The following is a 24,193-nucleotide window of genomic DNA, read 5'->3' as shown; positions in this document are numbered from 1 at the left end:
CTGCTCATGAAAAAGGGCAGCCGAAGCTGCCCTTTACCTACCGCACCACCCGCTTATTCAGCCAGTTTGAAGGTGATGAAGCTCGCACGCCCCTGTCGCAGCACGCGCATGGACACCGAACGGTTCTTCGGCAGTTCCTTGGCGATCTCGGTGAACTGCTTGGCCGAGGCGATGGCCTGGTTGTTCAGGTGGCTGATGACATCGCCCGGACGCAGGCCGATCATGGCCGCCGGACCATCCTGGACTTCCTTGATGACCACGCCGCCCTTGAGCTCCAGCGACTTCTTCTGCTCGGCGGTCAGGTCGGACACGGACACACCCAGGCGGTTGCTGCTGCGCTCGGCGCTGCCATCGGCCCCCGCGCCCAGGCCGATGTCGGCGTCATCCTCGGGCAATGCGCCAATGGTGACGTCCAGGTTCTGGCGCTTGCCATTGCGGATGATCTCCAGCTTGGCCTTCTCGCCGTCCTTGAGGCTGCCGACCAGGTGCGGCAGGTCGGCGGACATGACGATCGGCTGGCCGTTCATGCTCAGGATCACGTCGCCCACCTGCAGGCCGCCCTTGGCTGCCGGGCCGTTTTCCAGGACCTGGGCGACCAGGGCGCCGGCCGGCTTGTCCAGGCCGAAGGATTCAGCGAGGTCCTTGTTGACCTCCTGGATCACCACGCCCAGCCAGCCACGGCTGACCTTGCCGTCTTTTTTCAACTGGTTCGACACATCGATGGCGACGTCGATCGGGATGGCGAACGACAGGCCCATGAAGCCACCGGAACGGGTGAAGATCTGCGAGTTGATACCCACCACCTCGCCCTTCATGTTGAACAGCGGACCACCAGAGTTACCCGGGTTGATCGCCACGTCGGTCTGGATGAACGGCACATAGGTGTCGTTGGGCAGCGTACGGCCCTTGGCGCTGACGATCCCTTTGGTCACCGAATGGTCGAAGCCGAACGGCGAGCCGATGGCCAGCACCCACTCACCGACCTTGAGTTTCTCCGAGTCACCCAGCTTGACGGTCGGCAGGTTCTTGCCCTCGACCTTGAGCAGGGCCACGTCAGTACGTGGGTCGGTGCCCACCAGCTTAGCCTGCAATTCACTGCGGTCGGACAGGCGGACGATGATCTCGTCAGCGTCTGCGACCACATGATTGTTGGTCAGCACATAACCGTCACTGGAGATGATGAAGCCCGAACCCAGCGACTGCGCCTCGCGCTGGCGATCGCCACGAGGCGAACGCGGCTGCTGCGGCATGTTGCGCTCGAAGAACTCGCGGAACATCGGCGGCAGGCCTTCGAGGTCCGGCATCTGCCCGGCGGCGACGCGACGGTCCGGCAGTTTCTGCTTGGTGCTGATGTTGACCACCGCCGGCGAGGCCTGCTCGACCAAGGTGGTGAAGTCCGGCAGGGACTCTTCGGCCTGGGCGCTGAGCACCTGGCCAAGCATGAGCACGGCGGCGAACATCGATAGGTAGGTTTTCAAGCGTGGTATTGACATACGGCTCCCGTCACAACGAGCGTAGTTAGCAGTAAGGTTCCCGCAGACGCAGGAAAGGCCAGACTCCGAGAAGCCTGACCTATAGAAAATTTGCGGCAGGATTGCAAATGACAATGCCTTAATTTCATGTCAGCTCTGTGTAACAAGAACTGTCAGAGGGCGCGCCGTCATTGGCGCGCCTGGGCATCCTGGGCCCGCATCGACAGGGCGACACGCTCGGCGGTGCCCAGCGGGATCTCGCCGACCACAGTGACCATCACCTTGCCCTTGGGCGTTGTAAGGCGCCGCGACACCGCGACGGTGGGACCGAGCTGGGCACGGGTATCGACACCAGCCTCGTTGCCGATCGGCTCGAGGAACACCGAAAAACGGGCCAGGCCATCGTCATACATGAGGCTGCTGACGGTATTCTTGCGCTCCGGATCGCGGCGGACCGAGCTGTTGACCAGCTCGAACCCTGGCGGCAGCCAGTCCGAACGCCACCCGACGACGGTTTCGGCGGTGCCGGACTGCGTGCGCTCAACTGGCTTGCAACTGGCGCTGGCGGCCAGTTCGGCGTCGGTTGGCGCAGCGTCAGTGTCAAGGCGGGTCATCTGGAAGCGCTCGAGCAACTGGCCCTTGTCGTTGAGCATCAACGAGCGCAGGGGCAGGCCGGTGCGGCGGTCCAGATGCAATTCGAAAGCATAACGATGCTGGTCACGCGGTGTGAGCGCGACAATCACCGCATCGCGCCCGGCGACGCGTGACTTGCCTGACACGCTCAGGTCGTACCAGCTCATCAGCTTCAGGGGGTCGAGCACCCGCAGGGCGCTGTCCGGTGGTGTGCCCACGCTACTGGCAAGGTTGCCACTGACGCATTGCACCTTGCCGTCGACCCGCACGATTTCCTGGGCCGAGCCATCGAGTTGCAACAGCCGCTCGCTGACCTTGCCATCCTGGACGCGATGCCAGATGTCATGGGATGAGAAGCTGCCGTTGCGTTCGTAGACGAAGGATCCCTGGTAACTCTGCTGCTCGGCCCGTGCCAGCTTGTTCAACCACTCGCTCGCCTCGGGCGAGGAGTTGGCGGCCAGGGCCTGCACCGTCAGGCTGCTGCCAAGCAGCAGCGACAGGAGAGGTAGCGCGCGCATGATCCTCCTTAACTTAGCGGTTTTCCAGGCTGGCGGCGCGGGCGTAAGGCAGCGCGGTCTCGTTGCCCTTCAGCGCGGACTCCTGGGCGTGCTGGCGCAGGTAGCCCGGCAAGCGTTGATCCCAGCCGGCCTGGTTCTGCAGCACACCGTTGGCCATTGGCCCGGTCGGTTGCTCGTTGCTTTCACTATATCCTGCCAAAACGGCCGGACCTTGCGCCTGCGGCATGCTCAGCCCCTGCTGGGCAGGCTGCTGGGCGGCCAGTTCGGCACCGCTGATCTCGTCCTGGTTGTAGAAGCGCACACCGGCCAGCACGGCAACGGTCACCGATGCGGCCACGGCCAGGCGACCGAGGCTGCGCCAAGGGCCCTGCTTGACCTTGGCCGGCACGGCCTCATCGGCCAGCGCTGCGGAAACCGCCGAGGCGATGTCCAACTTGGGCAGCAGCAGCTCTTTGTGCATGGCTGCGCGAGCAATCTGGTAACGCGACCAGGTAGCACGGGTTTCGGCATCGTCGACGGCATTCAGCACGCGACGCAGTTCCAGTTCGTCCGCTTCGTTATCCATCACCGCGGACAGCGATTCCTGCAAAGCTTCACGACTCATGGCGGTTCCTCTCTTGGCTGTCGCCGCTGTCTCAGGTTTCCTGCAACAAGGGTTGCAGGGCTTTGTCTATGGCCTCCCGAGCGCGGAAGATTCGAGAGCGCACGGTACCCACTGGACATTGCATGACGCTGGCAATGTCCTCGTAACTCAATCCATCGAACTCACGCAGGGTCAGCGCCGTACGCAAATCTTCCGGCAGTTGCTGGATGGTTCGATGGACGGTGCCTTCGATTTCATCCCGCAACAACGAGCGCTCTGGGGACTCGAGATCCTTGAGACCATGATCGCCGTCATAGAACTCCGCATCCTCGGAGCTCACATCACTGTCTGGTGGCCGCCTTCCGCGGGACACCAGGTAGTTCTTCGCCGTGTTGATGGCGATGCGGTAAAGCCACGTATAGAACGCACTGTCACCGCGAAAATTCCCAAGCGCACGGTATGCCTTGATGAAGGCTTCCTGCGCCACGTCCTGCGCCTCATGGGTGTCGTGTACGAAACGCACGATCAACCCGAGAATCTTGTGCTGATACTTCAGCACCAACAGATCGAAAGCTCGCCTGTCGCCACGCTGCACGCGCTCTACAAGCTGCTGATCCTCTTCCTGGGTTAGCATGAACACTCCTCAGTGATCTCGAAGGAGCGCTGCATCAGCCATCGTTCAGGCTTGCAACCATAGACTCGGGCTTTGCGCAAAAGTTCTCCCCTCCAAGCAAGTTTCCTGCGGCCCTTGGTCGGCTCGCACGAAAGACGCAGCGCGGTCACGGCCGGCTGCGTCGATATTCTGGTTTCGTTACGCAGGTGTCAGCCCAAGATAGAGCTGCCGCCTTGCGTCGCCGCGGCAATCTGTGGCGTACGGGCAGCCTTTATAGGATTTCCAGGGGTATCGGAAAGTTCCCATAAAGATCGCCAGCCACCCGTATGCACCATTGGAAATCAGGCGCCCGGGGCTGCTATAAAGGCATCCCGGCCAGGTTTCACGATAGTTTCACAGTGCCATCTGCGCTCGACTATTGTGCCGTGCCCCCTCCAAAGATTACTAGTGTCCCGACATGAGCCAACAATTCCAACATGATGTCCTGGTGATCGGCAGCGGTGCCGCCGGTCTCAGCCTGGCACTGAACCTTCCCCGCCACCTGCGCATCGCCGTACTGAGCAAGGGCGACCTGGCCAACGGCTCGACCTTCTGGGCCCAGGGCGGCGTTGCCGCGGTGCTTGACGATACCGACACCGTACAGTCCCATGTCGAGGACACCCTTAACGCCGGTGGCGGGCTGTGCCACGAAGATGCCGTGCGCTTCACCGTCGAGCACAGCCGCGAGGCCATCCAGTGGCTGATCGAACAAGGCGTGCCATTCACCCGCGACGAGCATTACAGCGTCGACGACGGCGGCTTCGAGTTCCACCTGACCCGTGAGGGCGGTCACAGCCACCGGCGCATCATCCATGCCGCCGACGCCACGGGCGCTGCGATCTTTACCACCCTGCTGGAACAGGCCAGGCAACGCGCGAACATCGAACTGCTCGAACAGCGCGTGGCCGTCGACCTGATCACCGAGCGCCGCCTGGGCCTGGACGGCGACCGCTGCCTGGGCGCCTACGTGCTTAATCGCAACTCCGGGGAGGTGGACACCTTCGGCGCGCGCTTCACCGTGCTGGCCACCGGCGGCGCGGCCAAGGTCTACCTGTATACCAGCAACCCAGACGGCGCCTGCGGCGACGGCATCGCCATGGCCTGGCGCGCCGGATGCCGGGTGGCAAACCTTGAGTTCAACCAGTTCCACCCGACCTGCCTGTACCATCCGCAGGCCAAGAGTTTCCTGATCACCGAGGCACTGCGCGGCGAGGGTGCCCTGCTGCGCCTGCCCAATGGCGAGCGCTTCATGCCGCGCTTCGATCCACGCGAAGAGCTGGCGCCACGGGACATCGTCGCCCGCGCCATCGACCACGAGATGAAGCGCCTCGGGGTGGACTGTGTCTACCTCGACATCAGCCACAAGCCGGCCGACTTCATCACCAGCCACTTCCCGACAGTGTACGAGCGCTGCCTGACCTTCGGCATCGACATCACCCGCCAGCCGATTCCGGTGGTGCCCGCAGCCCACTACACCTGCGGTGGGGTAATGATCGACGAGCACGGTCACACCGACGTGCCCGGCCTGTATGCCATCGGCGAGACCAGCTTCACCGGCCTGCACGGCGCCAACCGCATGGCCAGCAACTCGCTGCTCGAATGCTTTGTCTACGGTCGCGCCGCCGCCGCCGACATCGAGGCGCGCCTGGACCAGGTCGCCATGCCCCGCGCCCTGCCTTGCTGGGACGCAAGCCAAGTGACCGACTCGGACGAGGACGTGATCATCGCGCACAACTGGGACGAGCTGCGGCGGTTCATGTGGGACTATGTCGGCATCGTGCGCACCAGCAAGCGCCTTCAGCGCGCCGAACACCGGGTGCGCATGCTGCTGGACGAGATCGACGAGTTCTACAGCAACTACAAGGTCAGCCGCGACCTGATCGAGCTGCGCAACCTGGCGCAGGTGGCCGAGCTGATGATCCGCTCGGCCATGCAACGCAAGGAAAGCCGAGGCCTGCACTACACCCTGGACTATCCGGGGATGCTGCCCGAAGCCCGGGACACCATTCTGGTGCCGCAGAACCACGAGTGAGGTTGCAGTCTGCGCGCTCCTACAGGGGCATGCTCCAGATCACACGAGCGTCGGGTCGATCACCAGCACCAGCTTGCCGGATACCTGGTTGCTCGCCAGCTCCGCATAAGCCGCCTCGACGAAGGCTACCGGGTAGGTGTCGACCAACTGTGGCGACAGGCGTCCCTGGGCGAAAAGCGGCCACACGTGCTGACGCAGCTCCTGTAACAACTGCGCCTTGAACGCGTCATCGCGATTGCGCAAGGTCGAACCGGTGATTTCCAGGCGCTTGCCCAGCACCAGCGCCAGGTCCAGCTCGACCTTGCGACCGCCCATCAGGCCGATGATCACCCAGCGCCCGTCACGCGCCAGCAGCTTGAGGTTGAACGGGCCATAGCTGGCGCCCACCGGGTCGAGGATCACATCGAACGGCCCGAGCTGTTCCAGATCATCAAGATTGCCATTGCGTACCACGCCGCCCACGGCGCCGAGGGACTGACAATAGGCCAGGCGCTGCGGCGACCCGACACTGACCCACACCGGGTTGCCGAACGCCTTGCACAGCTGGATGGCTGCAGAACCCACGCCACTGGCACCGGCATGCACCAGCACTTTCTCACCGGCTTTCAATGCACCCAGCTGGAAGATGTTCAGCCAAGCCGTGGCGTACACCTCGGGCACAGCCGCCGCCTCGTGCAGGCTCAGGCCTTCGGGCACCGGCAGCACGTGCCGGGCGTCGACCACGACTTCCTCGGCCATGCCGCCACCGGCCAGCAACGCGCATACCCGGTCGCCCACGCGCCAGTCGGCGCCGGCCCCGACCTGCTCGACGATCCCTGAGCATTCCAGGCCCATATAAGGGCTGGCCCCGGGCGGCGGCGGGTACAGCCCGGCCCGCTGCAGCAGGTCGGCGCGGTTCAACCCGGCGGCGGCTACGCGAATACGCACCTGCCCGGCATCACAGGCCGGGCGCTCGGCCTCAACCCACGCCACATGTCCGTCAACGCCTTGCAATGCCTTCACAGTGCCTCCATAGTTGAATCATATGACCGAGCCTGGGAACGCCAAGTCCCAGGCTTTTTGCAGTATGCGTCCGGCTCCGATGGAACCGGCGAACGGAAAAGACGGCCTACTATGCGTGATCAATTGCCTCCACGTCGAATCAGCATGAAGCATTTCCTCCCCAGCACCGCCCTCGCCCTCATGATCGGCCTGGGCAGCCTCACGCTCGGTGGCAATGCGGCCGCCGCCAACAAGTGGGACAGCCTGCAGCCGGACCGCGACGAGGTCGTGGCCAGTCTCAACATCGTCGAGCTGCTCAAGCGCCACCACTACAGCAAGCCACCGCTGGACGACGCCCGTTCGGTCATCATCTACGACAGCTACATCAAGCTGCTCGACCCGTCGCGCAGCTACTTCACCGCAGCCGACATCGCCGAATTCGACAAATGGAAGACCCAGTTCGACGACTTCCTCAAGAGCGGCAACCTCGAACCTGGCTTCACTATCTACAAGCGCTACCTGGACCGCGTGAAGCAGCGTCTGGACTATGCCTTGGGCGAGTTGAACAAAGGCGTCGACAAGATCGACTTCAGCGTCAAGGAAGACCTGCTGGTCGACCGCAAGGACGCGCCGTGGATGAAGAACCAGGCCGAGCTCGACGAGCTGTGGCGCAAGCGCGTGAAAGACGAGGTGCTGCGCCAGAAGATCTCCGGCAAGGAGCTCAAACAGGTTCAGGAAACCCTGATCAAGCGCTACAAGAACCAGTTGGCGCGCCTGGACCAGACTCGCGCGGAAGACATCTTCCAGGCTTACATCAATACCTTCGCCCAGTCCTACGACCCACACACCAACTACCTGTCGCCGGACAACGCCGAAAACTTCGACATCAACATGAGCCTGTCGCTCGAAGGCATCGGCGCGGTGCTGCAGAGCGACAACGACCAAGTCAAGATCGTGCGCCTGGTGCCGGCAGGCCCTGCCGCCAAGACCAAGCAGGTCGCCCCGGCCGACAAGATCATCGGCGTGGCCCAGGGCAACAAGGAGATGGTCGACGTGGTCGGCTGGCGCCTGGATGAAGTGGTCAAGCTGATCCGCGGCCCGAAAGGCTCGGTGGTACGCCTGGAGGTCATTCCGGCCAGCAACGCGCCGAACGATCAGACCAGCAAGATCGTCTCGATCACCCGCGAAGCGGTCAAGCTCGAAGAGCAGGCGGCGAAAAAGTCGGTGCTCAAGCTCAAGCAGGACGGGCGTGACTACAAGCTGGGGATCATCGAGATCCCGGCCTTCTACCTGGACTTCAAGGCCTATCGCGCTGGCGATCCGGACTACAAGAGCACAACCCGCGACGTGAAGAAGCTGCTCACCGAGCTGCAGAAGGAAAAGGTCGACGGCGTGGTCATCGACCTGCGCAACAACGGTGGCGGCTCGCTGCAGGAAGCCACCGAGCTGACCAGCCTGTTCATCGAGAAAGGCCCGACCGTGCTGGTGCGCAACGCCGACGGCCGTGTCGACGTGCTCGAGGACGAGAATCCGGGCGCCTTCTACAAAGGCCCGCTGGCGCTGCTGGTCAACCGCCTGTCGGCCTCGGCGTCGGAAATCTTTGCCGGTGCCATGCAGGACTACCACCGCGCGCTGATCATTGGCGGCCAGACCTTCGGCAAGGGCACCGTGCAAACCATCCAGCCGCTCAACCACGGCGAGCTCAAGCTGACCCTGGCCAAGTTCTACCGGGTTTCCGGGCAGAGCACCCAGCACCAGGGCGTACTGCCGGACATCGCCTATCCGTCGATCATCGACACCAAGGAAATCGGCGAAAGCGCGCTCCCCGAGGCCATGCCGTGGGACACCATCCGCCCGGTGGTCAAGCCGGCCTCCGATCCGTTCAAGCCGTTCCTGGCCCAGCTCAAGGCGCAGCATGACGCGCGCAGCGACAAGGATGCCGAGTTCGTCTACATCCGCGACCGCCTGGCGCTGACCCAGAAGCTGATGAACGAGAAGACCGTCAGCCTCAACGAGCAGCAGCGTCGCGCCCGCCACGACGAGATCGAGTCCAAGCAGCTGACGCTGGAGAACATCCGACGCAAAGCCAAGGGCGAAGAACCGCTGAAGGAGTTGAAGAAGGAAGACGAGGACGCCCTGCCCGCCGAGCCGGACGACACCAAGCCCGAGGACGATGCCTACCTGTCCGAGACCGGTCGTATCCTGCTCGACTACCTGAGCCTCAGCACGTCGGTGGCCAAGCACTGAAGTGATGGCGAAATAATGTGACCTGTCATCAAACAGTCACTGGACTGTCGTGAAATGGAAGGGCCGAACGTGCAAGCGTCCGGCCTTTTTCACTTCAGGAAGCAGTCCATGACCGTCACCGAACAGCTCAGCGCCTTGAGCGCCATCCTGGCTCAACGCAGTATCCACTGTCTGTTCCAACCCATCGTCTGCCTGTCTGAAAGGCGCATCCTCGGCTATGAGGCCCTGAGCCGCGGCCCGTCCAACAGCCCGCTGCACTCGCCGCTGAACCTCTTCGCCATCGCCCGCCAGGCCGGTCGCCTCGCCGAACTGGAGGTGCTGTGCCGTGAAACCGCCTGCCGCCGTTTCAGCGAGCTGAACCTGCCGGGCCAGTTGTTCCTCAACGTCTCCCCCGAATCCCTGGTCGAGCCCGACTACCCGTCCGGGCGCACCCTGAAAATGCTCGAACAGGTCGGCCTGGCGCCGAGCCGGGTAGTCATCGAGCTGACCGAGCAGACGCCTACCGAAGATTTCCAGCTGCTGTACAACGCCCTGCACCACTACCGCGACATGGGTTTCTCCATTGCCCTGGACGATCTGGGCGCCGGTTACTCGAGCCTGCGCCTGTGGTCGGAGCTGCGCCCGGACTATGTGAAGATCGACCGTCATTTCATCGATGGCATCCACCAGGACCCGCTCAAGCGCGAGTTCGTCGGCTCTATCCTGCAGATCGCCCGGGCCTCCCGCGCTCAGGTGATCGCCGAGGGCATCGAGCTGGCCGAGGAACTGACAGTGCTGGGCGAGATGGGGGTGTTCCTGGTCCAGGGCTACCTGCTTGGCCGCCCCCAGGAGTTTCCAGTGGCAGACTACCTAGGCTTGCCACCCCCGGCGCCAGACTCGGTTGTAGCGCTGGGCGAGGACAGCCGCGACCTCAGCGCCCTGCTTCTCCAGCAGCCTTCGGTCACCCTCGATACTGCCACGCAACAGGTACTAGACGCCTTCCGCCGCCAGGCCAACCTCAACTCCCTCGCCGTGCTGGACGAGCAAGGCAGCCCTTGCGGCATCGTCCATCGCCACTCGCTTGCCGATGCCCTGCTCCAACCCTTCGGCACCGACCTGTTCGCGCGCAAGCCGATCAGCCGGCTGATGAGCCAAGACTTTCTCGCTGTCGAGCGCGGCCAGTCGCTGCAGCAGGTAAGCCGCCTGCTTACCAGCCGTGCGCGCCAGCGTATCGAGGAAGACTTCATCATTACCCAGAATGGGCGTTACCTGGGGCTTGGGCGGGTGATCGACGTGCTCAAGCTGATCACCGAGCAGAAGATCCAGCAGGCAAGGCACGCCAATCCGCTCACGTTGCTACCGGGCAACGTGCCGATCCAGCAGTGCCTGGCGCGCCTGTTGCTGCAGCGACGCGAGGCCGCCGTGTGCTACGTGGACATCGACAGCTTCAAGCCTTTCAACGATATCTATGGCTATGCCCGTGGCGATGAAGTGCTGTTGTGCCTGGCCCAGTGCCTGAACGACTGCGTCGACCCAAGCCGGGATTTCGTCGGCCATATCGGCGGCGACGACTTCATGCTGGTGCTGGGCTCGGCGGACTGGCGCGAACGTCTGCAATTGCTGCTGGAGACCTTTGGCCGGCAATGCCGACGCTTCTACCGCAGCGATCACCTTGAGGCAGGTTGCTTCATCGCCCACAACCGCCAAGGGCAGCGGGAGACCTTCGCCTTGCTGTCGCTGTCAATCGGCGTGGTCTGGCTGGAGCCCGGCAGCAGCGACGGGCTGGATGCCGGTCAATTGGCCGAGCTTGCCTCCCAGGCCAAGCGTCAAGCCAAGGATGACGGTGGCTCAGGGCTGAGCCTGATCGATACAACCGTGCTGAGTTAAACCTGGGGACCGCTGTGCGGTCCTTTCGCCGGCAAACCCGCTTCCACAACCAAGCCTACAGCCACGATTTCAGGCCTCTTCCGGATAGCGATACTCGAACACCCGCACCACTTCAGAGGCATGCCAGGACGCCGCCTCCATGCCATCCACCGGTCCGGAAAACCGTCCCAGGCGCTCGACGCACTCGAAGAAGCCGGTGCGCGGCAGGCGGCTGGCCCCCTGGCTGATCACCAGCGAACTGCGCAGTGGCTGCTCGGCGCGGGCGTCAAGCGCCGCCAGGTATTCAAGCGCCGCGGTCAGCGTCTGCATCGCCGGACTGGGCAATTGCAGGCGCTCAAGCAGCGCACGGTACGTGAGCAGGTGGCGTTGACGGCGGGCCAGGTCGAGCTCGGTCAGCAGGCTCTGCCATTGCTGACGGCTGATCCTGACCTGGCTCATGACGGCTCGCTCCAGCCGGCCACGCCAAGGTGCCAGGCCAGGCTGCGCAGGATCGCAGCGTCCGGGCGGCGCTCCCCGGACTCGATCATCGCCAGGTAGGCCGGGCTGATGCCGACGCTGCGTGCCAGTTGCTCCGGCGCCAGGCCCTTGGCCTGACGCAAGGACGCCAGCTGGTCCAAGGAGGACAGGCTGGCGCTTGGTTGAGTGCTCTCGTTGTGACTGGCTGAGTCGGGAGCCGCGGCCGGCGCCTGGCCTGCGGCCGCCAGCAACTTCTGATATTGCTCCCAGGGAACCACTGCGTACTCGGGCTGACCGTCCCGGCTGATGACCTGAATACCCATACAACCCCCTTGACGTTGGATTACGGCATGTAATCCGTAGGCATAACCCTTATGCCAATTATATTACCAAGCTCGGGGGTCTGTGCGAATCAGCTGCCGGGCCGCTCGAGACGCAGCGCCTCCGGGGTGTCCGGAAGGCGCTCGACCACCCGCAGCCGTTCCGGCGCCTGGGCGTCGCGCCAGGCCTTGAAGCGACCCAGCTCATCGGCGACGGTCTTGAGCACCCAGCCCAGCACGGCGATGTCGTCGAGCAGGCCGACGCCCAGCAGCCAGTCGGGAATGGCGTCCAAGGGGCTTACGAAGTACAGCAGTCCGGCCACGATGGTCACCAGTGCCTTGGGGCTGACGGCGCGGTACTCGCCACGCCACCAGGCCAGGCACAGCGCCTGCATCAGGCGCAGATCCTCGCGCAACTGGCCCAGCTTCGGCCCCTTGCGGGCCACCGCGAACAACAGGGCCGGCAGCCGCCCGCGGCTGAGCAGGCGCTCGGCCAGGGGCAGGAAGCGGGCGAAATTCCAGGGTGCGCTCATGGGACCTCCAGAGGACCAGGGGTTATCCACAATTATTGTGGATAACCTTGTGAACAGGGCGACATTGGCGCCGCGTGGTGCCCGCCGGGCAAGGGCCTGGTACGAATCGGGCGTTTTTTACACAACCGTTTCAATCGCGCAAACGTTTTGCGACACCGGCCTCCGTGCCTGCGTGGGTACTGCTTGCGACAGTGAATGACGCCGACGGTTCGCGTCAAGCCGGACTGAAAACGACGACGCCCCGTCGAAACGGGGCGTCTTCTTGCAACGGGCCGGGTATTACTTGGCCGGTGCCTGGTCGGCCTTGGCCGGATCCTTGATGGCAATCAGTTCCAGGTCGAAGACCAGGACCGAGTTGGCCGGGATCAGCGGGCTCGGGCTCTGGGCGCCATAGGCCAGCTCGGCCGGGATGTACAGCTTGTACTTCTCGCCGACGTGCATCAGTTGCAGACCTTCGACCCAGCCCGGGATCACGCCGCTGACCGGCAGGTCGATCGGGCTGCCGCGCTCGACGGAGCTGTCGAAGACCTTGCCGTCGGTCAGCTTGCCTTCGTAGTGGACGGTGACCACGTCGGTCGGTTTGGGTTGCGGGCCGTCGGCCTTCTTGACCACTTCATACTGCAGGCCCGAAGCGGTGGTGATCACGCCAGGCTTCTTGCCGTTTTCCTCGAGGAATTTCTTGCCGGCGGCGGCAGCTTCCTCGCTAGCCTTGGCCAGGCGTTCTTCGGCGCGCTTCTGCAAGGCGGTGAAGGCTTCGACCAGCTCTTCGTCCTTGATGCGCTGCTCTTTCTTGCCTACCGCGTCCTCGATGCCCTGGGCGACGGCTTTCGAGTCCAGGTCGTCCATGCCTTCCTGGGCCAGGCTCTTGCCCATGTTCAGGCCGATACCGTAGGAGGCCTTCTGTGCCGGAGTCTTCAGCTCGACGCTGCTGGTCTGGGCGTCGCAGCCCGCGAGGACCAGGCCTACCAGGGCAACCGCGGCCGCCAAACGATGCTGTTTCATGTAATTTCCTTGTTCATGCGCCATGAGGGCAATCAGGGTAAAGCCGCGAGCTTAGCAGGCGGCCGCGACCAATGGCTACCGGCATAAGAGCGGGTTGCGCGCAGGAAGTTCCTGGGTGAAAGGTTGTTCATGGTCGCAGTTGCAGCCTATGGCCAGCATTGACGGCTCTTGCGCGGAGGGAACGAGCCGATGGAGACCGGATCATGCAATGCCAACCTGGTTGCGTCCGCTGTTCTTGGCCAGGTACAGCCCCTTGTCCGCCGCCGAGATCAGCTGACGGCAATGACTGCCGACACTCGGCGTCAAGGTCGCCAGACCGATACTCACGGTGAGCAGGGAGGCCGCCTCAGGCACGGTGTGGGCGATCTTCAGGCCCATGATGGTCTGGCGCAGCTTCTCCGCCACCAGCCGCGCACCACCAGGGGAGGTGTTAGGCAGCACCAGGGCGAACTCCTCGCCGCCATAACGCGCCGGCAGGTCGGTCGGCCGCGAGCAGCAGCCGCGAATGGCCTCGGCCACCTGACGCAGGGCCTCGTCACCGGCCAGGTGACCGAAGCTATCGTTGAACGCCTTGAAGTAGTCGACGTCGACCATCAGCAGCGACAACTGCTGCTGTTCACGGATAGCCCGACGCCACTCCAATTCCAGGTACTCGTCGAAATGACGACGGTTGGACAGCCCGGTGAGACCGTCCGAGTTCATCAACCGCTGCAACATCAGGTTGGTATCGAGCAACTGCTGCTGGCTCACCCGCAGTGCGCGATAGGCCTCGTCGCGCTGCAACAGCGTGAGGTACGAGCGCGAGTGATAGCGGATACGCGCCACCAGCTCGATGGTGTCCGGTAGCTTTACCAGGTAGTCGTTGGCCCCGGCAGCAAAGGCCGCGCTCTTGACCAGCGGGTCCTCCTTGGTCGACAGGACGATGATCGGGATATCCTGGGTGGCCGGGTTGTTGCGGTACTCGCGCACCAGGGTCAGGCCATCGAGGCCCGGCATGATCAGGTCCTGGAGAATTACCGTGGGCTTGATGCGCATGGCCTGGGCCACCGCCTGGTGCGGGTCGGCGCAGAAATGGAAGTCAATGTTCTCTTCATGGGCCAGACCACGGCGCACCGCTTCGCCGATCATCGCCTGATCATCGACCAGCAGGACCATCGCCGCGCTTTCGTTGATGGTCGTGAAACCTTCGATCGGTAGATCATTCATCCGTAGTCACCCGTTGACCGCCGGCCACGCGGCGCGCCTCAATACATATCTTCATTTCGAAAAGATTTCCACCAGTCGCCCGGCAATTCGCTCCAGCGGGCGGATTTCCACCGCCGCGTCGATCGCCGCGGCGGCCTTGGGCATGCCGTACACCGCGCAGCTTTGCTGGTCCTGGGCGATGGTCAGGAAGCCCTGCTGGCGCATCAGCTTGAGGCCCTGGGCACCGTCGCGCCCCATGCCGGTAAGCAGCACGCCCACCGCGTCGCCTGACCAGTAGCGCGCCACGCTCTCGAAGAACACGTCGATCGAGGGCCGGTAGATTTCGTTGACAGGCTCGGCAGTGTAGGCCAGCTCGCCATTCCTCAGCAGGCGGATATGGTGGTTGGTGCCGGCCAGCAGCACCTGCCCCGGCTGCGGAGGCTCACCCTCGCGGGCCAGGCGCACCGGCAGACCCGACGCGGTGCTGAGCCATTCGGCCATGCCGGCGGCGAACACCTGATCCACATGCTGGACCAGCACGATGGCCGCCGGAAAACTGCGCGGCAGGCCCTTGAGCAGCACTTCCAACGCCGCCGGCCCTCCGGCCGACGAACCGATGGCCACCAAGGCACGGCGCTGCGAGCTCTCGCGTAGCGGCGCGGCCACCGTACGAGCGGCACTGGGACGCTGCTGGCCGATCAGCCAGCCAATATTCAGGATCTTGCGTAACAGCGGCGCGGCCGCTTCCCGGGCGTCACCCGCGCCCAGCGCCGGGGTATCGACCACATCCAGAGCGCCATGGCCCATGGCCTCGAACACCCGATGCACGTTCTGCTTGCGGTCCACGGTGACGATGACGATGGCGCACGGCGTCTGCGCCATGATCCGCCGGGTGGCCTCGACACCATCCATCACCGGCATGATCAGGTCCATGAGGATCAGGTCCGGGGTCTGCTCGGCGCACAGGCGCACCGCCTCGGCGCCATTGCCCGCCACCCAGATCACCTGGTGCGCGGGTTCGAAGGCCAACGCACGGCGCAGGGCCTCCACGGCCATGGGCATGTCGTTGACGATGGCGATTCTCATCCCTGGGCACCTCCGATCAGCTCCACGACCGCCTCCAGCAACGCATCGTCATGGAAGCTGGCCTTGGCCAAATAATAGTCGGCGCCGGCATCCAGTCCACGACGCCGGTCTTCTTCGCGGTCCTTGTAGGAAACCACCATCACCGGCAGCGATTGCAGGCGACTGTCGCGCCTTACCAGAGTGACCAGCTCGATGCCATCCATGCGCGGCATGTCGATGTCGGTGATCAGCAGGTCAAAATCATCGCTGCGCAGTGCGTTCCAGCCGTCCATGCCATCGACGGCCACCGCCACGTCATAGCCGCGGTTGCCCAGCAGCTTGCGCTGCAGCTCGCGCACGGTGAGCGAGTCGTCGACCACCAGGATGCGCTTGCGCGCCACACCCTTGCCGCCCCGCCCGCCCCGTTCGATACGCTCCAGGCGGCCGGTGCTGAGCAACTTGTCCACCGAGCGCAACAGGTCCTCGACATCGACGATCAGCACCACCGAGCCATCATCGAGCAAGGCGCCCGCGGAAATGTCCTGGACCTTGCCCAGGCGCGGGTCCAGCGGCATCACTACCAACACCCGTTCGCCGATCAGGCGCTCGACCGCCACCCCATAGAGCTGTTCGCGTTCGCGGATCACCACCACCCGCAGGCTCTGCTCGTCGCCCTGCGCCGCCGGCCGGTTGAGCAACTGGCTGGCGGCCACCAGGCCGATATGCCGGCCTTCGTGCCAGAAGTGCTGACGGCCTTCGATCTGCACGATGGCCTCGGCCGGCACTTCGACGGTGCGCTCGATATGCGCCAGGGGGAAGGCATAAGCCTCGCCGCCCACCTCGACCACCAGGCTGCGCACCACCGACAGGGTCAACGGCACTTCCAGGTGGAAGCAGCAGCCCTGCCCCGCCACCTGGGTCAACTCGATGGACCCGCGCAGTTCGCGGACCATGTGCTGCACTGCGTCCAGCCCGACACCGCGACCAGACACCTCGGTGACCGTGTCGCGCAGGCTGAAGCCCGGCAGGAACAGGAACGTCAGCAGCTCGGCCTCGCTCATCTGCGCCACGGTCTCGGCCGGCGACAGGGCTCGCTCGACGATACTGCGGCGCAGGCGCTGCAGATCGATACCGGCACCATCATCGGACAGTTCGAGGATCAGCAACCCGGCCTGGTGCGAGGCGCGCAGGCGTACCGTGCCCTCGCTCGGCTTGCCGGCCAGCAGGCGCTGCTCGGGCAGCTCGATACCATGATCGACCGCATTGCGCAGCAGGTGCGTCAGCGGAGCCTCGAGTTTTTCCAGCACATCGCGATCGACCTGGGTCTTCTCGCCCTCGACCAGCAGGCGCACGGGCTTGTCCAGCGAACGTCCAAGGTCGCGGACCATCCGGCTCTGCCCGGTCAGCACATCGGCGAACGGACGCATGCGACAGGCCAAAGCCGTGTCGTAGAGCAACTGCGCGCGCTGGCTGGCCTGCCAGCCGAATTCGTCCAGGTCAGCCGCCTGTTGCAACAGGATTTGCTGGGTTTCGGCCAGCAACTGCTGGGTCTGGGCCAGGGCTTCGAGCACTTCTGGCCCCTGCCCGCTCTCCTCCAGCTGGGCCTTCAGCCCGTCGAGCCCCCGCATGCCCTGGCCATGCATGCGTTTCAGGCGCTGCAGAGTGGCCAGGTAGGGTTTCAGGCGCTGGGTCTCGACCAGCGACTTGCTCGACAGGTCCAGCAGGCTGTTCAGTCGGTCGGCGGTGACCCGCAACACCCGCTCGCCGCCCTCGCCACCGCGTTTTCCAGCCTTGCGGGCAGGCATCGGTTCCGCTTCGACATCGGGCTCAGGTGGCGGCAGGGGCTCGGGCTCCGGCAGTGCGGGCTGGACGACAGGCGGCAGGCTCGGTGCACTCGGCTGTGCGTTGGCCAGCAACGGCGCCGAGGGGTCGAGCAAGGACGCCATCTGCGCCAGAAACACCGCCACGGCGGCTTCGCTGTCCTGATCGCCCGGCGTGGCGATGCGCATCAGCAGATCGGTGCCCTGCAACAGTGCGTCGATATGCTCGGGGCGCAGCAGCAGGCGGCCTTCCTGGGCTGCTACCAGGCAATCTTCCATGACATGGGCGACACTGACCCCGGCGTCGATGCCGACGATCCGCGCCGCGCCCTTGAGCGAGTGCGCCGCACGCATGCAGGCCTCGAGCTGATCGGGTTGCGCAGGGTTGCGCTCCAGCGCCATCAGGCCCGCACTGAGCACCTGGGTCTGGGCCTCGGCCTCCAGGCTGAACAGCTCGAGCAGCGACGCATCGCGCATTTGCTCCGGGGTCATGACAGGCTCCGCTTCACGGCTGACATCAGGTGTTGTTCATCCAGCACGCGCACGCTGCGCCCACGCCACTGCAGCACCGCCGCAGTGAAGTGCGCCGCATCGCGGCCGTTGTCCAGGGTCGCCGGGTCAAGGCGATGGATACCGTCTATCTCGTCCACCGGTACCACCACCGGCCCGCCTTCGGCCGCCAGGATCAGCATGCGCGGCATGCTCCGCCCACCGCGCTCGCCGCCCGCCTCGACCGATACGCCCAGCAGGTCGGCCAGCGACAGGCAAGGCACCAGCGACCCGCGCACATTGGCGACTCCCTGCAGCACCCGCGAACGCTGGTGAGGCAATGAGTGCACCGGCTGCAACGGGGAGATCTCGGCCAGGCAGGCGGTAGCCAGGGCCAACCATTCCTCGCCCAGGCGGAACAGCAGCATCGAGCGGCCGACCGCTTCTTCCTGCACGAGCGGCGCCTCGAGCGGTTCATCCTGAATCAGCGCATAACGGTCGAGCAGGCGCATTGCCGCCTCGGCATAGACCTCACAATTGCGGCAGTGCACATGCCGTGGCAGCAAGGGGCACTGCTTGTCGCCATGCACCCCGATACGATTCCAGCAGTCATCGATCTGCTCGTCATCGTGGGCGATCAGTTGCATAGGGTATTCGCCGCTCATCGTTCAGACTCCCTGCCTGCCCGAGCGGCACGCTCCTGCAGGCGTCGCGCGCCCGCCTCGTCGCCCTGCGCGGCCAGCAGCATGGCCAGGTGCATCAGCGCCTCCGGGTGCTGCGGATCGAGGTAGAGGGCCTTGCGGTAATGGGTAATGGCCTGCGCGGCATCGCCCTCGGTATCGCTGAGCAACCCCAGCCAGTAGTAGACCTGTGCCTTGGGCGCAAACTTGCGTAGATAGCGCTCGCAGCCTTCCCTGGCCTGGGCGCTGTCGCCGGCATTGGCATGCTGGGCGATGCTGGCCAGCAGTTGCGCCTCACCTTCGGCTGGCATCACCTTGGCGACTGGCGCGGCGTTCGGTCTGCCAACCCGCGGCGGCAGCGTCAAGATACGCGGTGGCACGGATGGCGCGACTGTGGGGCGGGACGCCGGCTTGGCGATGGGGACCGGCGGCGCTTCATCCTGACGCACGTAGGCGAACGACTGGGCGATCCCCAACGGCCGCATGCCCAGGCGCGCCAGCAGGCTGCCCTCGGCCGGCCCGATGAACAGCACGCCCTGGACATGGGTCATGTGCTTGAGCACCTCGAACACTCGCTGCTGGGTCGGCACATCGAAATAGATCAACAGGTTTCGGCAGAACACGAAATCATAGAGACCTTGGCGCGCCCGCAGCGCCGGATCGAGCACGTTGCCCACCTGCAGGCTGACCTGCTGGCGCACCCGCTCATCCAGGCGATGGGCCTCGCCGACGGCGGTGAAATGCCGCTCGCGAAAGGCCAGCTCGCTGCCGCGGAACGAGTTGCGGCCATAGACCCCTAGCTCGCCCTTGGCCACCGAACTGGGGCTGATGTCGAGGCCGTCGATTCGAAATACCCCAGGGCTCAGCCCGCCGTCGAGCAACGCCATGGCGATCGAGTACGGCTCCTCGCCGGTGGAGCAAGGCAGGCTGAGGATCCGCAGCGGCCGGGCACCGGCCAGCTCCGCTACGCGTTTGTGGGCCAGGCCCGCCAGCGCGGTGAAGGATTCGGGATAGCGGAAGAACCAGGTTTCCGGAACGATGACCGCCTCGATCAGGGCTTGCTGTTCATCGGTCGACTGCAACAGGCGCACCCAGTAGTCGTCCAGGTTCTGCGCCTGCACGAGGGTGCAGCGTTGGCGCAAGGCACGCTCAACCATCGCCGCGCCGACCGACTCGACGTCCAGGCCGATACGCTCCTGCAGGAAACGAAAGAAACGCTGCTCAGTCATGCCTGCACCTGCCCTGGCTCCAGCGGATAGAGCAACTCGCGCACCGCATCCGACAACAGGTCATCCACCTCGATGCGTTGCAACAAACCCCGGGCGTCCTGGCGCACAGGCCCGAGGTAACGCGCCTCGGCATTGTCCAGCCCGTAGGGTTGGAAGTCGTCAGGCGCGCAGCGCAGGGTGTCGGTGGCCTGCTCCAGGATCAGCCCCAGCTGCAACTGCGGACGCTGTGGATCGGCGCGGTAATGCACCAGCACCAGGCGTGTGCTGCTGCGCGACTGGGCCGAGGAGCCGAAACTGAGCGCCGACAGGTCGATCACCGGCACCAGCACACCGCGATGGGCGAGCACGCCAGCCACCCAGACCGGAGCCTGGGCAATGGGCTTGAGCGCACGTTGCGGCAGGACCTCGATCACCTCGCGCACGTCCAGGGCGAAACGCTGGTCGGCGATGCGAAACTGCAGGTACAGCACGCCCTTTTCAGTGCTGGCGCGCGCCTCGCGGGGGGACATGTCGTTCATCGTCGTCAGACTTTGAACCGCGACACACCACCGCGCAGCCCGGCGGCCACCTGGCTCAGTTCGTCGATGGCGAAACTGGCCTGGCGCAGCGACTCGACGGTCTGGGTGCTGGCATCGCTTAGCTGGGCCAACGCCTGGTTGATCTGCTCGGCGCCGGTGGCCTGGGCCTGCATGCCCTCGTTGACCATCAGTACCCGCGGCGCCAACGCCTGCACCTGGTGAATGATCTGGCTCAGTTGCTCGCCGACCTGCTGCACCTCGAACATGCCGCGGCGCACTTCCTCGGAGAACTTGTCCATGCCCATCACCCCGGCCGACACCGCCGACTGGATCTCGCGCACCATCTGCTCGATGTCGTAGGTGGCCACGGCGGTCTGGTCGGCCAGGCGCCGCACCTCGGTGGCGACCACGGCGAAGCCACGACCGTATTCGCCGGCCTTCTCGGCCTCGATGGCGGCGTTGAGCGACAGCAGGTTGGTCTGGTCGGCGACCTTGACGATGGTCACCACCATCTGGGTGATGTTGCTGGCCTTTTCGTTGAGGATCGCCAGCTTGGCATTGACCAGGTCGGCGGCGCCCATCACCTGGTGCATGGTTTCTTCCATGCGCGCCAGGCCCTGCTGGCCGGAGCCGGCAAGGCTCGAGGCCTGGTCGGCGGCGCTGGTGACTTCGGTCATGGTACGCACCAGGTCCCGCGAGGTGGCGGCGATTTCCCGCGACGTGGCGCCGATCTCGGTGGTGGTGGCGGCAGTTTCGGTGGCGGTGGCCTGTTGCTGCTTGGAGGTGGCCGCTATCTCGGTGACTGAGGTGGTCACTTGCACCGACGAGCGCTGGGCCTGGGCCACCAGGTTGGCCAGGGACTCGGCCATCTCGTTGAAACCACCCTCGATCGCGCCGAACTCATCCTTGCGGTCCAGGTTCAGGCGCATGCTCAGATCACCCGAGCGCAGACCGTCCAGAGCGTGGACGATGCGTTGCATGGGTGCGGTGATCTGGCGCATGAGCAGCAGTCCGCAAACACCGGCGGCGATAATGGCCAGCAGCAGCGAGACAACCATGCTGCCTTTGGCGGTGTTCACCGCACTGACGATGTCGTGGGTGGCCTTGTCGGCGGACTCGCGGTTGCGCTCGATCACTTCGTTCAGGTGCTGGCGCCCTTCTTTCCAGGCCGGCGTAAGCACATCCATGATCAAGCGCTGGGCTTCGGGGTAGTTCTTCTGGCGGTAGGTCTCCAGGACCTGGTCGACGAGCTTGACGTACTCCTCCTCCAGACGGGTGAAGTCGTCGAACGCCGCCTGGTCGGCGGCGTCGCGGATGGTCGCCTGGTAGCTGGCCATGTGTTTCTTGAGGCGATCGTTGAAGCCCTTGAACAGCTCCAGGTCGGCCGAGGTGATCTCGCGGTGGTTCGACAGCCCCACCAACTGCTGGCTGGTGACGTAGCTGTCGACCCACGCACTGCGGATCATCGAGCTGTAGTAGACGCCGGGGATGCTGTCGGACCCCACGGCTTCCTCGCTGGACTCGATCGCCACCAGCCGCGAGTAGGCGGCCACAATCATCAGCAGCATGATGGCGATGATCACGGCGAAACTTGCCAGGATCCGTTGGCGCAAGGTCCAGTTCTTCACATTCAGCCCTCAGGAATTCGATACGAGCGGGAAAAATCGCCGAAGTATAGCCCAGGCTTCCCGTTCAATTGCGGCTGAATGCAGCGGTATTCAGGCGTCCGTGCCCGTTCAGGCGGCCAAATGCCGGTTCACTGACCTGCGGCAAGCCTGACCTGATTCTCCAGTTCCTGGCGCAGGTTCGGGTCGAGGCGCAGCTGGCGGGCCAGTTCATCGAGATAGGCACGCTCCATGAAGTTCTCCTGATCGACCATCATCACACTGGCCAGGAACATTTCGGCGGCCATCTCCGGCGTCTGCGCGGCGCGGGCCACCTCGGCCGGGTCCAGCGGCTTGTTCAGTTCGGCATGCAGCCAGTGCTGCAACTCACGGTCGCTGTCCAGGCGGGTGAACTCGCCTTCGATCAATGCCCGCTCTCGTTCATCGATATGGCCATCGGACTTGGCCGCTGCCACCAGTGCCCGAAGCACGGCTTGGCTATGCTGCTCGGCCTGGGCCGGCGGCAGACGGTCGAGGGTTTGCGGCTCGTGATTGCCCGCGCCCTGGCGCGCCTGCCAGTTGCCATAGGCCTTGTAGGCCAGCACGCCAAGTGCGGCCAGCCCGCCGTAGGCGAGTGCCTTGCCGCCGTACTTGCGCGCCTTCTTGTTCCCCAGCAGCAGGCCCATCGCTCCAGCCGCCAATGCGCCGCCGCCGGCACCGGACAACAGGCTGCCAAGGCTCCCGGAGCCCTTGTGACGGGTGCCCTTGCCCTGTTGGTTCTGCAGCATGGATTGACCGGTTTTCAATAGCTGATCGAGCAGACCACGGGTGTTCATCTGGCAGACCTCGCAAGCATCCAAAGTAGGTAGGACTGCAGAGTAGGCCGGCAAGCTGAAGCCACGCTTAACGCATTTGCATCCGGATGTTGCCCAGCTTGGTTTGTTTGTTCAGCCAATCGCTTTCGAGGAAGCCGTCGATGACTATCTCGAAACTTGCAAGCACCTGGGGCGCGAACCGCAGAAGACCTACTCCGGAACACTCAGCCTGCGCCTGGAGCCCACCCTCCACGCCAGCGTGGCGGCCGAGGCCGAGCTGGCGCAGAAGAGCATCAACCAGTGGGTCAGCGACATTCTCAGCCAGGCGGCCTGTCGCTGAATCAGTCGCGCAGGTCCGACTCGTGGATGGGGTTGGCCCGGCTGGTGGCCCGCTGATACTGCGCTGGCCAGGTCGCCTTGTTGCCGCCCAGGTCGTCGTCGGCATGCAACGGCCAATAGGGGTCGCGCAGCAGCTCGCGGGCGAGGAAGATCACATCGGCCTGGCCGGTGCGCAGGATATGCTCGGCCTGGGCCGGTTCGGTGATCATGCCGACGGTGCCGGTGGCGATTTCCGACTCCTTGCGTACCCGTTCGGCAAAGCGGGTCTGGTAGCCGGGGCCGGTGGGGATCTCGGCATTGACCGAGGTCCCGCCTGACGACACATCAATCAGGTCGACGCCCAGGGCGCGCAGGCGACGGGCCAGCTCGACGGTCTCGTCCGGGTTCCAGCCATCCTCGACCCAATCGGTGGCCGACACCCGCACGAACAGCGGTAGTTCCTGCGGCCAGGCCTTGCGTACCGCCTCGGCAACCTGCAGGGTCAGGCGAATGCGGTTTTCGAAGCAGCTGCCGTATTCATCGCGGCGCTGGTTGCTCAACGGCGAAAGGAACTGGTGCAGCAGGTAACCGTGGGCGGCGTGGATCTCGACCACCTTGAAGCCAGCCTGCAATGCCCGCTCGGTCGCGGCGACGAACGCGGCGACCACGTCCTGGATCTCGTCCTTGGTCAATTCACGTGGTGCGGTGTGCTGCGGATCGAAGGCGATCTTCGACGGCCCGACCGGCTGCCAGCCGCCCTCCTCGATCTTGACGCTGCCTTGCTTTCCGAGCCACGGCCTGTGGGTGCTGGCCTTGCGCCCGGCATGGGCCAGCTGGATACCGGGCACGGCGCCCTGGGCGGTGATAAAACGGGTGATGCGTTGCAAGGGCTTGATCTGGTCGTCAGTCCACAAGCCGAGGTCCTCGGCAGTGATGCGCCCATCGGCGGTGACCGCGACGGCCTCGCTGATCACAAGACCCGCGCCACCGACCGCGCGGCTGCCCAGGTGGACCAGGTGCCAGTCGTTGGCCAGGCCGTCGACGGCGGAGTACTGGCACATGGGGGAAACGGCGATGCGGTTGGGCAGGGTCAGCTGACGCAGGGTGTATGGCTCTAGCAGCAGGCTCATGGGGCACCTCCCAGGGACTCCAATGGTTTCCGGGCCGGCGGTTGT

At 64.6% G+C, this 24,193-nt stretch carries 21 protein-coding genes and 1 pseudogene; 4 read left to right on the top strand and 18 right to left on the bottom strand.

Annotation, left to right across the window (positions count from 1 at the left end):
- Window positions 1–53: 53 nt before the first annotated feature.
- From AC25M7_RS10010 to rpoE, 4 genes are all read right to left on the bottom strand, one after another.
- The gene (locus AC25M7_RS10010) at window positions 54–1,460 is read right to left on the bottom strand and encodes a DegQ family serine endoprotease (RefSeq protein WP_371263124.1); all 1,407 of its coding nucleotides are present in this window, start codon (window positions 1,458–1,460) and stop codon (window positions 54–56) included.
- Between the two features lie 200 nt (window positions 1,461–1,660).
- Window positions 1,661–2,623: a MucB/RseB C-terminal domain-containing protein gene (locus tag AC25M7_RS10005; protein WP_486970986.1), complete on the bottom strand. Its 963-nt coding sequence runs from the start codon at window positions 2,621–2,623 to the stop codon at window positions 1,661–1,663.
- Window positions 2,624–2,636: 13 nt separating this feature from the next.
- Window positions 2,637–3,227, bottom strand: a complete 591-nt coding sequence (locus AC25M7_RS10000) for a sigma-E factor negative regulatory protein (protein ID WP_028690128.1) — start codon at window positions 3,225–3,227, stop codon at window positions 2,637–2,639.
- Window positions 3,228–3,258: 31 nt separating this feature from the next.
- Window positions 3,259–3,840: an RNA polymerase sigma factor RpoE/AlgU gene (gene rpoE / locus AC25M7_RS09995; RefSeq protein ID WP_003252049.1), complete on the bottom strand. Its 582-nt coding sequence runs from the start codon at window positions 3,838–3,840 to the stop codon at window positions 3,259–3,261.
- 436 nt (window positions 3,841–4,276) lie between these two features.
- On the opposite strand from rpoE, the gene nadB reads away from it, so the two are divergent.
- Window positions 4,277–5,890, top strand: coding sequence for an L-aspartate oxidase (gene nadB / locus AC25M7_RS09990; protein ID WP_028690129.1), 1,614 nt, complete (start codon window positions 4,277–4,279; stop codon window positions 5,888–5,890).
- 39 nt (window positions 5,891–5,929) lie between these two features.
- Here the strand turns inward: nadB and AC25M7_RS09985 are convergent, their stop codons facing one another.
- Complete coding sequence (locus AC25M7_RS09985) at window positions 5,930–6,892, bottom strand: NAD(P)H-quinone oxidoreductase (protein WP_486970985.1); 963 nt, start codon at window positions 6,890–6,892, stop codon at window positions 5,930–5,932.
- 144 nt (window positions 6,893–7,036) lie between these two features.
- On the opposite strand from AC25M7_RS09985, the gene AC25M7_RS09980 reads away from it, so the two are divergent.
- Both AC25M7_RS09980 and AC25M7_RS09975 read left to right on the top strand, forming a co-directional pair.
- Entirely contained in the window at window positions 7,037–9,118 is a 2,082-nt protein-coding gene (locus AC25M7_RS09980; RefSeq protein WP_028690131.1) for a carboxy terminal-processing peptidase, read from the top strand.
- Window positions 9,119–9,226: 108 nt separating this feature from the next.
- Complete coding sequence (locus AC25M7_RS09975) at window positions 9,227–10,984, top strand: bifunctional diguanylate cyclase/phosphodiesterase (protein WP_028690132.1); 1,758 nt, start codon at window positions 9,227–9,229, stop codon at window positions 10,982–10,984.
- A 69-nt stretch (window positions 10,985–11,053) separates the two neighbouring features.
- Here the strand turns inward: AC25M7_RS09975 and AC25M7_RS09970 are convergent, their stop codons facing one another.
- From AC25M7_RS09970 to AC25M7_RS09915, 12 genes are all read right to left on the bottom strand, one after another.
- Window positions 11,054–11,422 carry a hypothetical protein gene (locus AC25M7_RS09970; RefSeq protein WP_028690133.1) on the bottom strand — a complete coding sequence of 123 codons (369 nt, stop codon included), beginning with the start codon at window positions 11,420–11,422 and terminating at the stop codon, window positions 11,054–11,056.
- On the bottom strand, window positions 11,419–11,763 hold the full coding sequence (locus AC25M7_RS09965; RefSeq protein ID WP_069016064.1) for a helix-turn-helix domain-containing protein: 345 nt from the start codon (window positions 11,761–11,763) through the stop codon (window positions 11,419–11,421). The genes AC25M7_RS09970 and AC25M7_RS09965 overlap by 4 nt, the downstream gene beginning before the upstream one ends.
- A gap of 89 nt (window positions 11,764–11,852) precedes the next feature.
- Window positions 11,853–12,293 carry a YkvA family protein gene (locus tag AC25M7_RS09960; protein ID WP_028690135.1) on the bottom strand — a complete coding sequence of 147 codons (441 nt, stop codon included), beginning with the start codon at window positions 12,291–12,293 and terminating at the stop codon, window positions 11,853–11,855.
- Window positions 12,294–12,572: 279 nt separating this feature from the next.
- Window positions 12,573–13,295 (bottom strand): BamJ family beta-barrel-assembly machinery protein, encoded by a 723-nt coding sequence (gene bamJ, locus AC25M7_RS09955; RefSeq protein WP_028690136.1) that lies wholly within the window; start codon window positions 13,293–13,295, stop codon window positions 12,573–12,575.
- Between the two features lie 201 nt (window positions 13,296–13,496).
- On the bottom strand, window positions 13,497–14,501 hold the full coding sequence (locus AC25M7_RS09950; RefSeq protein WP_028690137.1) for a response regulator: 1,005 nt from the start codon (window positions 14,499–14,501) through the stop codon (window positions 13,497–13,499).
- 51 nt (window positions 14,502–14,552) lie between these two features.
- Window positions 14,553–15,566, bottom strand: a complete 1,014-nt coding sequence (cheB, locus tag AC25M7_RS09945; RefSeq protein ID WP_028690138.1) for a chemotaxis response regulator protein-glutamate methylesterase — start codon at window positions 15,564–15,566, stop codon at window positions 14,553–14,555.
- Window positions 15,563–17,857 (bottom strand): hybrid sensor histidine kinase/response regulator, encoded by a 2,295-nt coding sequence (locus AC25M7_RS09940; RefSeq protein ID WP_028690139.1) that lies wholly within the window; start codon window positions 17,855–17,857, stop codon window positions 15,563–15,565. The genes cheB and AC25M7_RS09940 overlap by 4 nt, the downstream gene beginning before the upstream one ends.
- On the bottom strand, window positions 17,854–18,519 hold the full coding sequence (locus AC25M7_RS09935) for a chemotaxis protein CheW (protein ID WP_028690140.1): 666 nt from the start codon (window positions 18,517–18,519) through the stop codon (window positions 17,854–17,856). Before AC25M7_RS09935 ends, AC25M7_RS09940 begins: the two co-directional genes overlap by 4 nt.
- On the bottom strand, window positions 18,516–19,763 hold the full coding sequence (locus AC25M7_RS09930; RefSeq protein WP_280093120.1) for a CheR family methyltransferase: 1,248 nt from the start codon (window positions 19,761–19,763) through the stop codon (window positions 18,516–18,518). The genes AC25M7_RS09935 and AC25M7_RS09930 overlap by 4 nt, the downstream gene beginning before the upstream one ends.
- Window positions 19,760–20,281: a chemotaxis protein CheW gene (locus AC25M7_RS09925; RefSeq protein WP_028690142.1), complete on the bottom strand. Its 522-nt coding sequence runs from the start codon at window positions 20,279–20,281 to the stop codon at window positions 19,760–19,762. The genes AC25M7_RS09930 and AC25M7_RS09925 overlap by 4 nt, the downstream gene beginning before the upstream one ends.
- A gap of 5 nt (window positions 20,282–20,286) precedes the next feature.
- Window positions 20,287–21,909, bottom strand: coding sequence for a methyl-accepting chemotaxis protein (locus tag AC25M7_RS09920; protein WP_247284113.1), 1,623 nt, complete (start codon window positions 21,907–21,909; stop codon window positions 20,287–20,289).
- Between the two features lie 128 nt (window positions 21,910–22,037).
- A complete protein-coding gene (locus AC25M7_RS09915) occupies window positions 22,038–22,721 on the bottom strand; it encodes a tellurite resistance TerB family protein (protein ID WP_028690144.1) in 684 nt (227 codons plus the stop codon).
- 121 nt (window positions 22,722–22,842) lie between these two features.
- Between AC25M7_RS09915 and AC25M7_RS09910 the strand changes: the two are divergent.
- Window positions 22,843–23,040: pseudogene (locus AC25M7_RS09910) on the top strand (type II toxin-antitoxin system HicB family antitoxin); the annotation flags it as partial.
- 1 nt (window position 23,041) lies between these two features.
- Here the strand turns inward: AC25M7_RS09910 and AC25M7_RS09905 are convergent.
- Window positions 23,042–24,148: an NADH:flavin oxidoreductase/NADH oxidase gene (locus AC25M7_RS09905; RefSeq protein ID WP_028690145.1), complete on the bottom strand. Its 1,107-nt coding sequence runs from the start codon at window positions 24,146–24,148 to the stop codon at window positions 23,042–23,044.
- Window positions 24,149–24,193: the final 45 nt, after the last annotated feature.

This window comes from Pseudomonas sp. P106(2024) (assembly GCF_057480815.1).
Note: the sequence above shows the minus strand (reverse complement) of the source record. Positions and strands in the feature narration are given on the sequence as shown.